This window comes from Ferrovibrio sp. (assembly GCF_036381655.1).
In the GTDB taxonomy this organism is placed as follows: domain Bacteria; phylum Pseudomonadota; class Alphaproteobacteria; order Ferrovibrionales; family Ferrovibrionaceae; genus Ferrovibrio.
This window is the reverse complement of sequence record NZ_DASVCJ010000029.1, coordinates 14,014-28,150: the sequence shown is the minus strand read 5'-3', so window position 1 is coordinate 28,150 and position 14,137 is coordinate 14,014. Positions and strand designations below refer to the sequence as shown.

Genomic DNA, 14,137 nt, shown 5'->3' with positions numbered 1-14,137 from the left:
GGGAATGCATATCTGCGCATATCGGCAGGTCTGGCAGAACTCATTGCCGCATGCTGCCCCGTATCTCCGCAGCGATTTCGAAAGAGCGCAGCCGCGCGGCGTGATCGAAGATCTGCGCCGTCAGCATCAGTTCGTCGGCCTGCGTCTTCTGCAGGAAATCCTCCAGCCTGGCTTTCACGGTCGCGGGCGAGCCAATCGCCGAGCAGGACAGAACCTGCTGCAGCATCGCCTTGAACTGCGGCGGCAATTCTTCGTCGTAGCCCGGCCTGGGCGGCGGCAGCGGCGAGGGGCGGCCGCTGCGCAGATTGACGAAGGCCTGCTTCCACGACGTGGACAGGGTCATCGCCGCGTCATCGCTGTCGGCGGCGAAGATGTTGAAGCCAAGCATCACATAGGGCTTCTGCAGGTATTCGGAGGGCTTGAAGCGCTCGCGGTAGATGGCGATGGCATCCATCATCTGCGCCGGCGCGAAATGCGAGGCAAAGGCATAGGGCAGGCCGAGCATGGCGGCAAGCTGCGCGCCGAACAGGCTGGAGCCCAGAATCCATACCGGCACCTTCAGGCCTGCGCCGGGCACGGCGCGGATGCGCTGATCGGGTTCGGCCGGTTCGAAATAGGCCAGCAGCTCCAGCACGTCGCGCGGAAACTGATCCTCATCGGAATCGAGATTGCGCCGCAGGGCGCGCATGGTGAGCTGATCCGTGCCCGGCGCGCGGCCCAGGCCCAGATCGATCCGTCCGGGGTATAGCGAGGCCAGGGTGCCGAATTGCTCGGCGATCACCAGCGGCGCGTGGTTGGGCAGCATGACGCCGCCGGCGCCGACGCGGATCGTCTTGGTCCCGCCGGCGACATGGCCGATCAGCACGGCGGTCGCGGCAGAGGCGACCCCGGGCATGTTGTGATGCTCGGCCATCCAATAGCGCTTGTAACCCCAGCTCTCGGCATGGCGGGCGAGGTCGAGCGTGTTGCGGAAGGATTGCGCGGCATCGCTGCCTTGCAGGATCGGTGACAGGTCGAGGACGGAAAAAATAGGCATGGCTCGCCAATATGGGAGAGTGGGCAAAAAAGACTAGGGCCGGCTAGCCGAGCAGCCAGTCGCGGAACGCCTTGATCGCCGGCTCGCGCCCGCGGCCCGGCAGATGCAGCAGATAATAGCCGCCCTTGCGCGCCAGGCGACAGCGCGGCAAGGGTTCGACCAGGCGGCCATCGGCGAGCTCGGCCTGCACGAAGATGTCCGGCACCAGAGCGAGGCCGAGGCCGTTTGCGGCGGCTTCGATCGACATGAAGAAATGCTCGAAGGCCGGCCCGCGCGCGGCCTTCGGCGCCTTCAGGCCGGCGGCGGCGAACCATTCCGCCCAGGCTTCCGGCCGGGTCGAATGGGTCAGCAGCACATGGCGGCGCACATCGTCGGGCTGCCTCACCGGCCTGGCTTTCAGCAAGGCCGGGCTGGCGACCAGGATGACCGTTTCGCCCATGAGGAATTCTGCGGTCAGCTCGGGCCAGTTTCCGGTGCCGTACTGGATGCCGACATCGATCGGTTCGGCCTGGAAGTCGATCGGCCGGTCGGCGCTGGTGACATCCACCGTGATCTCCGGATGCCGGCGATGGAAATCGGCCAGCCGGGGCATGAACCAGCGCATGGCGAAGGTCGGCAGCATGGCGATGGCAGGTGATTCGGCTGCCGCGCCGGGCGCGAGACGAGCTGCGTGGCCGCCACCAGCCGCTGGAAGGCATCGCTCAACGCCGGCAGATAGCCGGCGCCGGCGGCCGTCAGTTCCAGGCCGCGCGGGCCGCGCTGGAACAGCATGACGCCGAGATCCTCCTCGAGCTGCTTGACCAGGCGGCTGACCGCGCCCTGCGTGACATGCAGCTCCCGCGCGGCGCGGGTGAAGCTCAGATGCCGCCCGGCGACCTCGAAGGCGCGCAGGGCGTTGAGCGAGGGCAGGCGGTCGGGCGGCTGAGAAAAACTCATGGCTTGGCGAGTTTAAATCGGTTGTCGGACAATCGCCAGTCGCTATGATCGCGCCCGGTTCGAGCCCCCAGAACAAGGATTCCGTCGCATGAATGCGCTTGCCCCCGCGAAGACCGCCGCCAAGGCGATCCGGCCGTTCCATCTCGCCTTTCCGGTCCGCGACATCGCCGAGGCCCGCGCCTTCTACGGCGATCTGCTCGGCTGCCCGGAAGGCCGTTCGGCCGAGACCTGGGTCGATTTCGACCTCTACGGCCATCAGGTGGTGGCGCATCTGGCGCCGGAGGAAGTCGGCTACAGGAAGGCCGGCGATGTCGACGGCCATGACGTGCCGGTCAAGCATTTCGGCGTCATCCTCACCATCCCGGAATGGAAGGCCCTGGCCGAACGCCTGAAGGCCGCCGGCATCAAGTTCATCATCGAGCCCTATGTGCGTTTCGAGGGCGAGGTCGGCGAGCAGCACACCATGTTCTTCCTCGACCCCTCGGGCAACGCGCTCGAATTCAAGGCCTTCGCCGACGACGCGATGATCTTCGCGAAATAGGCCTACAAGCCGGCGGCGAGCGCTTCCCTGGCGATGCGCTCGCCCCATTCCTGCACGAAATGGCCGGCCTCGGCCAGTTCGAGCGGCGCCGGGCAGCCCCGGATCATGCCGTGCAGCTCGCGCATCACCGGCGCGCCGAGCACCGGGTCGGCCATGCCGACCGCCATGAAGCTTCTGCCGGTCCATGCGTCCTGCCAGAAATCGCGCGCCTTGCGCGACAGGGCCGCGCCCTCGGCATGCTCGCCGTCGGGCACCAGATTGGGGAAGCGGCGCACGCCGCCCTTGTGGCTCACATCGGGATAGGGCGCTTCGTAGGCGGCGGCTTCGGCATCGCTCAAATGCGGGCAGGCGCGCTGCATCAGCTTGGCGATCGCCATGTCTGGGTTCCGGTCGTTCCAGGCGCGCCAGTCGATGAAGCCCCGGGACAGCGGCCGGTCGCCGGTGCCCAGCGTGGTATTCATCGCCAGAAGGCCGCTGAAACGCTCGCGCATCGCCATCGGCAGCGTCAGGCCGAGCAATCCGCCCCAATCCTGGCAGACCAGCACGATATTCTGCAGATCCAGTGCATGGATGAACTGCAGCAGGCTGTCGCGGTGGAAATCGAAGGTATAGACCGCGTCGTTCTTCGGCTTGTCCGACTTGCCGAAGCCGAACAGGTCCGGCGCGACGACGCGATGGCCGGCCGCGGCGAAGACCGGGATCATGCGCCGGTAGAGATAGCTCCAGGTCGGCTGGCCGTGCAGGCACAGGAAGGTCTTGGCCGCGAAAGGATGCTCGTCGACGTAATGCATCCGCAGGCCGTTCGGATGCTCCAGGTAATGCGGCGCGAAGCCGTAGCCGGGCAGGTTCCGGAACCGCTCGTCCGGCGTGCGCAGGGCCTCGATCATGGCGTCTTTCCCCTTATGGCGAGAGAGAGGCTGGCGCGCCGCCGGCGAATGTCAATCCCGCCCGGGCGGCGGCGGTCAGCGCCCCGCCTTCGCCGTCTTCCGCTTCGCTGCCTTCTTCCTTGCTGGCTGCTTTCGGGCGGCGGCCTTGCGCGGCCTGCGCAGGCCGGGCGTGACGCCCTCCCTGCCGAAGACGCGCGCGAAGATGGTGTCGACATGCTTGAAGTGATAGCCGAGGTCGAACAGCGCCTTGAGCTGCGCCGGCCTGAGCCGCCTGGTGACTTCCGGCTCGCCCTGCAGCGCCTGGAGGAAATCGCCGCCATGCTGCCAGATGCGCAGCGCATGGCGCTGCACGATGCGGTAGGCGTCCTCGCGGCTCATGCCGGCTTGCGTCAGCGCCAGCAGCACGCGCTGCGAATGCACCAGGCCGCCGAAGCGGTCGAGATTCTTCATCATGTTGTCCGGATAGACCACCAGCTTCTCGATCACGCCGGCCAGCCGGTGCAGCGCGAAATCGAGATGCACGGTCGCATCCGGGCCGATGCCGCGCTCGACGGAGGAATGGCTGATGTCGCGCTCATGCCAGAGCGCCACATTCTCCAGCGCCGGCACGACGGCGGAACGCACCAGCCGCGCCAGGCCGGTCAGATTCTCGGTCAGCACCGGGTTGCGCTTGTGCGGCATGGCGCTGGAGCCCTTCTGGCCGGGCGAGAAGAATTCCTCGGCCTCCATGACCTCCGAGCGCTGCAGATGGCGGATCTCGACCGCCAGCCGCTCGACGGAAGACGCCACCACGGCGAGATGGGCGAAATAGGCGGCATGGCGATCGCGCGGGATCACCTGCGTCGAGACCGGTTCGGGCCTGAGGCCCATCTTCTTCGCCACCCATTCCTCGACGAAGGGATCGATATTGGCGAAGGTGCCGACCGCGCCGGAAATCGCGCAGGTGGCGACCTCCTCGCGCGCGGCGACGAGGCGTTTGCGGGCGCGCTGGAACTCGGCATGGAAGCCGGCCAGCTTGATGCCGAAGGTGGTCGGCTCGGCATGGATGCCGTGGCTGCGGCCGATGGTGGGCAGCAGCTTGAACTCGAAGGCGCGCTCCTTCAGCGCGGCCAGCACGCGGTCCACCCCGGCGATCAGCAGGTCGGCGGCGCGCACGAGCTGCACGTTGAGGCAGGTATCCAGCACATCCGACGAGGTCATGCCCTGATGCACGAAGCGCGCGGCCGGGCCGACATATTCGGCGAGATTGGTGAGGAAGGCGATCACGTCATGCTTGGTCTCGCGCTCGATGGCGTCGATGCGCGCGATCTCCCACTTGCCCTTCCTCCACACCTCGCGCGCCGCCGCCTTCGGGATGACGCCGAGCTGGGCCTGGGCATCGCAGGCATGCGCCTCGATCTCGAACCAGATGCGGAATTTCTGCTCCGGCTCCCAGATGGCAGCCATTTCGGGGCGGGTATAGCGCGGGATCATGCGGGCCTCGGACGCGGGACGAAGGGATGAAATCGGGCGGCGAAAGCAACGAAAAGCCGGCTGTGTTTAGCCGTTCGCCGCCCTCCGATCAATGCGGGGACCATGCGGGGATCGATACGGGGGCCGGAAGAGGGCGGCGGCGCAAGGCGGATTTGGCGCCGCCGCTGGCGGCCGGCGGCGAGCCCTTGCGGGCCGTTCCGGACCGTTCTGAACCGTTTTGAACCATTCCGTCCCGTTTTGAACCATTCTGCCCGTTTCGTCTTATTCCGGCTTATTCCGGCTTAGGCTTATCCGTGCTTAGACGGCGTTCGCCTGCCGCCTTCACCTGCCGCCGGCCTGTCTTCGCCCGTAGCTGACCGCCGCTGGCCGCCAGCGACCGCAGCCGACCGTTTCCGGCCATTGCGGACCGCTGGCGACCGCTGCGGGCCGTTTCGCGCCGCCAAAGATCCGCCCGGTCCCGCGCCAGTCGCGACATGGCTCCCGCGCCTGCATGCAATCGTATTCTCTTCCTCTTCCGGGCCGGCTTGTCACAAGAACATATATGGTATATATCTCAGGAATAAAGTCAATGGGCGACTCGCCGCGCCGCGCTACATGCTGCTCACGCGGAACGCGACAGCGGGGAGGAAGGCCGATGGCCATCGTGCTCAATCACATGATCGTGCCCTCGCATGACCGCGAGCGGGCGGCGCAGTTCTTCGCCCGCATCTTCGGCCTGAGCGTGGGCGAGCGCGGCTATTTCACGCCGGTCAAGGTCAACGGCCAGCTCACGCTGTTGTTCGACAACCACGCTGCCTTCGACGTGCATCATTACGCCTTCCATGTCGAAGAGGCCGAGTTCGACGCGATCTTCCGCCGCATCAAGCAGGAGGGCATCGCCTATGGCAGTTCGCCCGGCGCGCCGGAGAATGGCCGGCTCAACGATTGGGGCGGCGGGCGCGGCGTCTATTTCCGCGACCCGGACGGGCATCTGCTGGAGCTGATGACGGTGGCGCAATAACGACCGGCGCAGTGAAAGCCGGAGCGCGGATTGCACCCCAACAATCGCGCGCTTAACCGGCGGCGGCATCTGCGGCAGAGTCGGGCGGTGCGAATCCCGCCAGCCATCTCCAGCCGTCTTTGGTGCCGAGCCCGCTCATGCCGACCCAGTTCCTGCCCTCCGCCGCCAACTTGATCGCCTTTTCCGCCGTCGCCCTCGGCATGGTGCTCACGCCCGGGCCGAACATGATCTACCTGATCTCGCGTTCGATCTGTCAGGGCAGGCTGGCCGGGCTGATCTCGCTCGGCGGCGTGGCGCTCGGCTTCGTCGTCTACATGCTCTGCGCCGCCTTCGGCATCACGGCGTTGCTGTTCGCCGTGCCCTATGCCTATGACGCGCTGCGCTTCGCCGGCGCCGCCTATCTGCTGTATCTCGCCTGGCAGGCCGTCAAGCCCGGCGGCCGTTCGCCCTTCCAGGTCAAGACCCTGCCCAAGGACAGCCCGACCCGGCTGTTCACCATGGGACTCGTCACCAACCTGCTCAATCCGAAGATCGCCATGCTTTATCTGGCGCTGCTGCCGCAATTCATTCCGCCCGGCCTGCCGGCCGGCGCGGTGCTGACCCAGTCGATGGCGCTCGGCGCCACGCAGATCGCGATCAGCGTCAGCGTTAACGCCATGATCGCCATCACGGCGGGCGGCATCGCCGGCTACCTGGCCACGCGGCCGTCATGGCTGCTGGTCCAGCGCTGGCTGATGGGTTTCGTGCTGACCGGGCTGGCGCTGAAGATGGCGACCGAGGCGCGGCGCTAGGCTGCGCAAGATGCCGTCGTCCCCGGATTGAATCCGGGGCTATCGCGAGGGAGGGGGCCAGATGTCCGAACCCGTGCTTTATGGTGCCGCCTACAGCGTCTATGTCCGCATCTGCCGGCTGGCGCTGGAAGAGAAGGCGCAGGCCTATCGTCTGGAAGAGGTGGATGTGTTCGGCCCGGACGGCGCGCCGGCCGATCATCTCAGGCGGCATCCCTTCGGCAAGATCCCGGCCTTCGCGCATGACGGCTTCATGCTGTTCGAGACCGGCGCCATCGCGCGCTATATCGACGAGGCCTTTCCGGCGCCGGCGCTGCAGCCGCGCGACCTTCGCTCCCGCGCCCGCATGAACCAGGCGATGTCGATACTCGATAATTATGCCTATCCGCATTGGGTCTGGGACGTCTTCGTCGAGCGGGTCCGGCGCGGCGCCGACGGCGACGAGGCGCGCATCGCGGCCGCTTTGCCCAAGGCGGAGATCTGCTGCGAGGCTTTGGCCGGCATCCTGGAGGACAAGGCCTATCTGTGCGGCGCGGCGATCACGCTGGCCGATCTTTACGCGGCGCCGATGCTGGCCTGCTTCACCATGGCCGAGGAAGGCCGGGCGATGATCGCGGCGCGGCCCCGTCTGGCCGCCTGGTGGGAGCGCCTGAAAACGCGGCCGAGCCTGGCGGCGAGCCGGGCGATTACCGATTTTTAAGCCGCCGCCGCGCGCCGGCCGCAGCGTTATTGGCGGATTTCGACGTTAAAGCGGCAAAAACGCCGCCGGCGGAATTTCATCGCCGGCCGCCGCAAAATCCGGGTCGCGGTATTATACTATATGGCACGCATCGAATCCGCCGCAGCGAGGCCGCGGATATGCTCTCCTGAAACGCGAAAGTAGCCCCGTTGCCCGGTATCCATCGACCCGCCGATCCAGGCCTGACCCTGCGCATGGCCGTTGCCGCCTTCCAGACGCCCAGTCTTGCGGTCAGCCTCTGGCAAGTCCTGAACTCCTTTCTGCCTTTCCTCGGCCTCTGCGCCGCCATGTATGCCTGCCTGGAAATCGGCCTGCCGTATTGGGCGGTCCTGCCGCTGGCCGTGCTGGCCGCCGGCTTCGCCGTGCGCATCTTCATCATCCAGCATGATTGCGGCCATGGCGCCTTCTTCCGCGCCCGCTGGGCCAACGACGCGCTGGGCCGGTTCTGCAGCCTCTTCACCTTCACGCCGTTCGACAACTGGCGCCGCTGGCATGCCAGCCATCACGCCACCTGCAGCAATCTCGACCGCCGCGTCGGCAGCCGGAGCGACGTCTATTCGAGCTGCCTGACGGTCGACGAATACAACGCGCTGAGCCGTTTCGGCCGGCTGCGCTACCGCATCCTGCAGCATCCGGTCGTCGCGCAGCTGATCATGCCGACGCTGATCTTCCTGCTGATCTACCGCCTGCCGCTGGACACGCCGAAAAGCTGGCGGCGCGAGCGCTGGTCGGTCTGGCTCACCAATCTCGCGCTGGCCGGCCTGGCCCTGCTGCTGGGCTTCACGCTGGGCTTCGACGCCGTGCTGAAGGTGCAGTTGCCGATCATCATGGTGGCGGCGACCATCGGCGTCTGGCTGTTCGCCGTGCAGCACCGCTTCGAAGGCACCGTCTGGGTCCGCCAGGGCGCGTGGAGCGGCCATCTCGCGGCGCTCGACGGCAGTTCCTTCCTCAAGCTGCCGCGCCTGCTGCAATGGTTCACCGGCAATATCGGCTACCATCATGTGCATCATCTCAATCCGCGGGTGCCGAATTACCGGCTGCAGGATTGCCATGACGCGATCGAGGCCCTGCAAGCCGTGCCGGCGATAAGCCTGTGGGCCGCGTTCCGCGGCCATGCCCTGGCGCTCTGGGACGAGGCCGCCTGCCGCATGGTGCGCTTTCCGCGCAAACGCAAGCCGATGCAATCCTGAACGGGGGCGGGGAAAACCGGCGCCGCCATGGGCCGGCCATGGCGGCGCGGACCGGGCGCGCGGTTTTAAGGCTTCCAGTCGTCCGGGGAGCGGCGCTTCTCCGCCGCCGCCTGCGCCGGCGGCACGTCGTGCCTGTCGGTATCGCAGCCGAGCGACGGGTCGTGGAAATCGTCGTGATGCTCGGCCGCGAACTGGTCGTTGCCATAGGTGCCGGGGCCGTAAGGCATGCGGCGCGGCGCGCCGCGGCTCAGCGGCGTATGGTGCGCCGGCCCGGTGGGCCCGCCATGGGCGCCGGGCAGATCGGTCTGCTGCCGCGGCGGCCTCAGCGGTACGGGATTGCCTTGCTTGTTGTCTGCCATGACATCCTCCTGAACAAGAAACCTGCAGGAGGCGGCGCCGGTTCCCGGCGGGATGATACAGGCGCCGCCGCCTGCCTGGACACTCGCTAGGCGTTGGTGCCGCCATCGACGGCGATCTGCGCGCCGGTGACATAGGTGCCGCCCGGTCCGGCCAGCAGCCGTACCATGGCGGCGATCTCGTCCGGCTTGCCGTAGCGGCCAATGGCGGTCAAAGCCTGTTGCCCCTTGGCGCGCTCGCTGTCGGCGGGATTCATGTCGGTATCGACCGGGCCGGGCTGCACCACGTTCACGGTGATGCGCCGCGGGCCGAGATCGCGGGCCAGGCCGCGCGTCATGCCGGTCAGCGCCGCCTTGCTCATCGCATAGAGCGTAAGACCGGGAAAACGCACCACCTCGCCGAGGCAGGAGCCGATGGTGATGATGCGGCCGCCATCGGGCATATGCGGCAGCACGGCCTGCACGGCGAGGAAGGGCGCGCGGGTATTCACCGCCAGCATGCGGTCGACCTCTTCCAGGCTGTGGCTTTCCGGCGCGCCGCCGAAGGCGATGCCGGCATTGTTGACCAGAATGTCGATGCGGCCCAGCGCATCCGCCGCAGTCCGGACCGCCTTGGCAATGTCGCCGGGATCGGCGCTGTCGGCCTTTATTGCCAGCGCGCGGCGGCCCTGGGCCTCGATCTGCCGGACGATGGCGGCGGCCTTGTCGGCGGAAGCCGTGTAGGTGAAGGCGATATCCGCGCCGGCCGCGGCCAAAGCCGCGACGATGGCGGCGCCGATGCCGCGGCTGCCGCCGGTGACGAGGGCAGTCTTGTCGGCTAACTCTGTCACGATGGACTCCTTTTTTTGTAGTGATCGATACAGAAACGTAATACCAGCTAGGGCCTTGCCGGCGGGGATCAAGCGATTTATTTAACTGTCGCTACAGAATTGAATGGGAGCGCAGGAAACGGATATGGCGGCGGCAGGCAAGCGAGGCTCGGCAAGCGCCCGGGCGGCGGCGCGCGGCCGGCCGCGCTGCTTCGACCGCGACGCGGCGCTCAAGGCGGCGATGCGGGTATTCTGGCAGCGCGGCTATGAAGGCGCCAGCGTGAGCGATCTGACCGCCGCGCTCGGCATCAACGCGCCCAGCCTCTACGCCGCCTTCGGCAGCAAGGAGAAGCTGTTCGAGGAGGCGGTCGATCTGTATCAGCGCACCGAAGGCGTCGCGGTGGGCCGCGCCCTTGAGGGGAAGAAGACGGCCAGGGCGGCGATCGCCGCGGTGCTGCGCCGCCATGTCGCCGACTTCACCGACCCGAAAAAGCCGGCCGGCTGCATGATCGTGCTGGCGGCCGCCGTCGGCACGCCGCAGAGCCAGTCGGTGCGCGCGCTGCTGCGCCGGCGGCGCCAGGGCGCGCTCACGGCCATCGCGGCGCGGATCGAGCGCGGCATCGTGGAAGGCGACGTGCCGGCCGGCGCCGATCCGCGCGCCATCGCGATGTTTTACGCAACCGTGGTCCAGGGCCTGTCGATCCAGGCGCGCGACGGCGCCAGCCGCGCGACGCTGCGGGCCGTGGTCGATGGCGCCATGGCCGCCTGGGACGGCATGGCGCGGCAGCGCCCGGCATGAAAAGGGCCGGCTAGCGCCGCGCCCGATACGGATGCACCCGCGTCCAATGCTCGGCGATGTCGATGCGCCGCGCGATCCAGACCTTGTCGTGGCGCTGGACGTAATCCATGAAGCGCGCCAGCGCCGCGGCCCGGCCGGGCCGGCCGGCCAGGCGGCAATGCAGCGCCACCGTCATCATCTTCGGCTGCCCGTCGCTGCCCTCGCGGTAAAGGATGTCGAAGGCGTCCTTCAGATAGTCGAAGAAATCCGTCCCCGTCGCGAAGCCGTGCAACTGGCCGAATTTCATGTCGTTGTTGTCGAAGGTATAGGGCAGCACCAGCTGCGGCGTCTTGCCGACCAGCGTCCAGTAGGGCAGATCGTCGTCGTAGGCATCCGAATCGTAAACGAAGCCGCCTTCCTCGACGACCAGCTTGCGCGTGTTCGACGACAGCCGCCCGGTATACCAGCCGAGCGGCCGCTGTCCGGTCGCCTGGCTAATCGCCGCGATGGCCAGCTTCATATGCGCGCGTTCGGTGGCGACCGGCACTCTCGCATAATCGTACCAGCGCCAGCCATGGCTGGCGACTTCATGGCCGGCCTCGTGCATCGCCTGCGCCGCTTCCGGATAGCGCGCCACCGCCATGCCCACCGCCCAGGAGGTGAATTTCAGCCCGCGCTCGGCGAACAGCCGCAGCAGCCGCCACAGGCCGGCGCGCGAGCCGTACTCGTAGACCGACTCGACCTGCTCGTCGCGCATGTTCCGGCGCGGCACGCCGCCCGGCACTTCGTGCAGGAAGGTTTCGGATTCCGCGTCGCCATGCAGGATGCTGCGCTCGCCGCCTTCCTCGTAGTTGACCACGAAGCTGACGGCGATCCGGGCGCCGTTCGGCCATTGCGGATCGGGCGGATGGGGGCCGTAGCCTTTCAGGTCGCGCGGATAGGGTTTGCGGCCGAGCGCCCGGGCGACGATGTCGGCCTGTTTTCCTTTCGCGGCTTTCATCCTGGCCATGCTCAGCTCAGCAATTCATACAGCGTGCGGGCGACGACCTCGGTCGCCTTGTAAAGATCGCTCAGCACCAGCTTCTCGTCGGCGCGATGGCCGTTGGCTTCCAGCAGGTTGCGCGGGCCGGCGCCGTAGAGCACGGTCTTCACCCCGGCGGCCGAATAATGCCGCGCATCGGTGTAGAGCGGAATCCCCTCGGTGCCGACCGGCTGGCCCATGACCGCCGAGGCGTTGTGCCGGAGGATGTCGATCAGCCGGTCGACGCCGTCCACCTTGCCGAAGGGCCGCGCCAGCATGATGCGGTTGACGGTGACGGCGATGCCGGGCTGGCCGCCGGCGGCGGTGGCGATCAGGTTGCGCAGGCCTGTTTCGACGGTTTCCGGATTCTCCTCCGGGATCAGGCGGCGGTCGAGCCGGAAGCTGACGCGGTCCGGCACCACGTTGGTGTTGATGCCGCCCCTGATCAGGCCGACCACCAGCGTCGGCGCGGTGATGCCCTCGACCTGCGAGCGGATCCGATCGAGCGTGGCGCGGTAATTGTACAGCGCGGTGAGGATGCGGGTCGCGGCTTCGAGGGCGTCATGGCCGGTATCGGGCCGCGCGGCATGCGCCGACTTGCCGTTGACGATCACTTCCAGATGCAGGCAGCCGTTATGCGCCGTGGTGATGGCATAGGAAAAGCCGGCCGAGAAGGCGTAATCGGGCTTCGAGATGCCCTGTTCGAGCAGCCATTGCGGGCCGATGGCGCCGCCGGCCTCCTCGTCATAGGTCAGGTGCAGCTCCACCGTGCCGTTCAGCTTCGCGCCGAGTTTCTCCAGCGCCAGCAGTGCGTAGGCATAGGTGACGAAATCCGATTTCGACACCGCGACGCCGCGGCCGTACATGACGCCGTCCCTGATCGCCGCGCCGTAGGGATCGACGCTCCAGCCTTCGCCCGGCGCCACCACGTCGCCATGGGCATTCAGCGCGACGACGGGGCCGTCACCGAATTTCTTGCGCACGATCAGATTGGTGCAGGAGATCATGCCGTTCGCCTTCACCAGGTCGTCCGGCACCGGATGGCGCTCGACCTCGAAACCGAGCGCCTGCAGCAGCGCGGCGGCGCGTTCGGCATGCGGCGCGCAATCGCCCGGCGGATTGTCGGACGGCACCCTGACCAGTTCGGCCAGCATCGCCGTCATGGCCGGCTGCTGCGCGGTGATGAAATCGCGGATCGCGGCGGCGGTGGCCTGATCGATGCCCATCCTCACTCCTCTGTGGACCGGACCTCAGCGGACCGGGCGGAAATCCTCGACGAAGCGCAGCAGAGCCGTGGTCGCCAGTTCGACATCCTCGGGCAGCACGGCTTCCAGCGGGTTGTGGCTGATCCCCCGGGTGCAGCGCATGAAGATCATGCCGATCGGGCAGAGATCGGCCATGGTGGCGGCATCGTGGCCGGCGCCGGAGGGCAGGCGCATGGTGTCGATGCCCTGGGCGCGGATCGCATCCTCCGCCATCTGCATCAGCGCCGGATGGCAGGGCGTCGCCGTGCTCCTGTACAGCTCGGTCACGCTATGCTGCAGCTTGCGGCGGCCGCAGATCGCCGCCAGCTCGCCCAGCACGTCGTCGATGGCGGCATCGCGGGTGGCATCGTCGCCGGCGCGGATATCGACCGAGAAGACGGCCTTGCCGGGGATGACGTTCATCGCGCCGGGCAATGCCTCCATCATGCCGACCGTGCCGACCAGGGTGGGCGTGCCGGTGCAGCGCCGTTCGATGCAGAGCGCCACCTCGGCGGCGGCGAGCAGGGCGTCCTGGCGCTGGCCCATCGGCACGGTTCCGGCATGGCCGGCGAGGCCGACGATCTCGACGCGATGCCGCCGCGCGCCGGAAATCGCGGTGACGACGCCGAGCGCCAGATTGTTATGCTCCAGCACCGGGCCCTGCTCGATATGCAGTTCCATGAAGGCGGCGACCTTGCCCGGCGGGCGGGCGCAGGCGCCGATCCGGTCCGGATCGAGGCCGAACGCCTTGTAGGCCTCGCCCATGCTGACGCCCTGCCGGTCCCTCGCCTGCAGCATGGCGGGATCGAAGGTGCCGGCGATGGCGCGGCTGCCGGTCATCGGCGAGCCGAAGCGGGTGCCTTCCTCGTTGACGAAGCCGACCACCTCGATGGCATGCGGCAGGCGGACGCCGCGCCGATGCAGGTCGGCGACGCAGGCGATCGGCGCGATCACGCCGAGCATGCCGTCGTATTTGCCGGCGTTGCGCACGGTATCGAGATGCGAGCCCAGCATCAGCACCGGCGCATCGGCGCCGGCGCCCGCATAGCGGCCGACCACGTTGCCGGCGGTATCCTGCTCGACATCCATGCCGGCTTCCCGCATCCATTGCGCGACCTGCTCATGGGCCGCTTTCTGCTCGGGCGTGAGAAAGGTGCGCAGCAGGAAATCGGAATGCTCGCTGATCCGGCCGAGCGCGTCGAGCTGCGCCAGCATGCGATCCGCGAAACGAAAAGCGGCAGCCATGGGTGGCATCCTGTCTGGAGACATGTATACAGTTTCAGGAACCATACACTGGCGGCCCATCATGGCCAAGGCCGCCGCCGAGCCCGAGAGTGAC

General features: G+C 67.5%; 15 protein-coding genes and 1 pseudogene. 6 read left to right on the top strand and 10 right to left on the bottom strand.

Annotated features, from left to right (window positions below; all coding sequences use genetic code 11):
* Positions 1-40: 40 nt before the first annotated feature.
* The 3 genes and pseudogenes from VF194_RS06050 to VF194_RS06040 all read right to left on the bottom strand — a co-directional run.
* Positions 41-1,036 (bottom strand): LLM class flavin-dependent oxidoreductase, encoded by a 996-nt coding sequence (locus tag VF194_RS06050; RefSeq protein WP_330889042.1) that lies wholly within the window; start codon positions 1,034-1,036, stop codon positions 41-43.
* Between the two features lie 43 nt (positions 1,037-1,079).
* Complete coding sequence (locus tag VF194_RS06045) at positions 1,080-1,658, bottom strand: LysR substrate-binding domain-containing protein (RefSeq protein WP_330889040.1); 579 nt, start codon at positions 1,656-1,658, stop codon at positions 1,080-1,082.
* A gap of 161 nt (positions 1,659-1,819) precedes the next feature.
* A pseudogene (locus tag VF194_RS06040) lies at positions 1,820-1,972 on the bottom strand (LysR family transcriptional regulator); the annotation flags it as partial.
* Positions 1,973-2,060: 88 nt separating this feature from the next.
* Here VF194_RS06040 and VF194_RS06035 point away from each other — a divergent pair.
* On the top strand, positions 2,061-2,513 hold the full coding sequence (locus tag VF194_RS06035) for a VOC family protein (RefSeq protein ID WP_330889038.1): 453 nt from the start codon (positions 2,061-2,063) through the stop codon (positions 2,511-2,513).
* 2 nt (positions 2,514-2,515) lie between these two features.
* On the opposite strand, the gene VF194_RS06030 is transcribed toward VF194_RS06035, so the two are convergent.
* Together VF194_RS06030 and purB are read right to left on the bottom strand one after the other, a co-directional pair.
* Positions 2,516-3,400 (bottom strand): haloalkane dehalogenase, encoded by an 885-nt coding sequence (locus VF194_RS06030; RefSeq protein ID WP_330889036.1) that lies wholly within the window; start codon positions 3,398-3,400, stop codon positions 2,516-2,518.
* A gap of 75 nt (positions 3,401-3,475) precedes the next feature.
* Positions 3,476-4,873 carry an adenylosuccinate lyase gene (gene purB, locus VF194_RS06025; RefSeq protein WP_330889034.1) on the bottom strand — a complete coding sequence of 466 codons (1,398 nt, stop codon included), beginning with the start codon at positions 4,871-4,873 and terminating at the stop codon, positions 3,476-3,478.
* Between the two features lie 634 nt (positions 4,874-5,507).
* Here purB and VF194_RS06020 point away from each other — a divergent pair.
* The 4 genes from VF194_RS06020 to VF194_RS06005 all read left to right on the top strand — a co-directional run bounded on the left by VF194_RS06020 (position 5,508) and on the right by VF194_RS06005 (position 8,590).
* On the top strand, positions 5,508-5,873 hold the full coding sequence (locus VF194_RS06020; RefSeq protein WP_330889032.1) for a VOC family protein: 366 nt from the start codon (positions 5,508-5,510) through the stop codon (positions 5,871-5,873).
* A gap of 137 nt (positions 5,874-6,010) precedes the next feature.
* Complete coding sequence (locus tag VF194_RS06015; protein WP_330889030.1) at positions 6,011-6,664, top strand: LysE family translocator; 654 nt, start codon at positions 6,011-6,013, stop codon at positions 6,662-6,664.
* A 61-nt stretch (positions 6,665-6,725) separates the two neighbouring features.
* Positions 6,726-7,361, top strand: a complete 636-nt coding sequence (locus VF194_RS06010) for a glutathione S-transferase family protein (RefSeq protein ID WP_330889028.1) — start codon at positions 6,726-6,728, stop codon at positions 7,359-7,361.
* Between the two features lie 233 nt (positions 7,362-7,594).
* Positions 7,595-8,590, top strand: coding sequence for a fatty acid desaturase (locus VF194_RS06005; protein ID WP_330889024.1), 996 nt, complete (start codon positions 7,595-7,597; stop codon positions 8,588-8,590).
* Between the two features lie 65 nt (positions 8,591-8,655).
* On the opposite strand, the gene VF194_RS06000 is transcribed toward VF194_RS06005, so the two are convergent.
* Positions 8,656-8,949 (bottom strand): hypothetical protein, encoded by a 294-nt coding sequence (locus VF194_RS06000; RefSeq protein WP_330889022.1) that lies wholly within the window; start codon positions 8,947-8,949, stop codon positions 8,656-8,658.
* Positions 8,950-9,035: 86 nt separating this feature from the next.
* The gene (locus tag VF194_RS05995) at positions 9,036-9,776 is read right to left on the bottom strand and encodes an SDR family oxidoreductase (protein WP_330889020.1); all 741 of its coding nucleotides are present in this window, start codon (positions 9,774-9,776) and stop codon (positions 9,036-9,038) included.
* A gap of 124 nt (positions 9,777-9,900) precedes the next feature.
* On the opposite strand from VF194_RS05995, the gene VF194_RS05990 reads away from it, so the two are divergent.
* Positions 9,901-10,554: a TetR/AcrR family transcriptional regulator gene (locus VF194_RS05990; RefSeq protein ID WP_330889018.1), complete on the top strand. Its 654-nt coding sequence runs from the start codon at positions 9,901-9,903 to the stop codon at positions 10,552-10,554.
* A 10-nt stretch (positions 10,555-10,564) separates the two neighbouring features.
* Here VF194_RS05990 and puuE read toward each other — a convergent pair whose 3' ends face one another.
* Genes puuE through VF194_RS05975 form a run of 3 tightly spaced genes read right to left on the bottom strand, consistent with a single transcriptional unit; the run spans position 10,565 to position 14,043 of the window.
* Positions 10,565-11,533 carry an allantoinase PuuE gene (gene puuE, locus VF194_RS05985; RefSeq protein WP_330889016.1) on the bottom strand — a complete coding sequence of 323 codons (969 nt, stop codon included), beginning with the start codon at positions 11,531-11,533 and terminating at the stop codon, positions 10,565-10,567.
* 11 nt (positions 11,534-11,544) lie between these two features.
* Positions 11,545-12,780 (bottom strand): ArgE/DapE family deacylase, encoded by a 1,236-nt coding sequence (locus VF194_RS05980; RefSeq protein WP_414656075.1) that lies wholly within the window; start codon positions 12,778-12,780, stop codon positions 11,545-11,547.
* Positions 12,781-12,804: 24 nt separating this feature from the next.
* On the bottom strand, positions 12,805-14,043 hold the full coding sequence (locus VF194_RS05975; RefSeq protein ID WP_330889014.1) for an allantoate amidohydrolase: 1,239 nt from the start codon (positions 14,041-14,043) through the stop codon (positions 12,805-12,807).
* Positions 14,044-14,137: the final 94 nt, after the last annotated feature.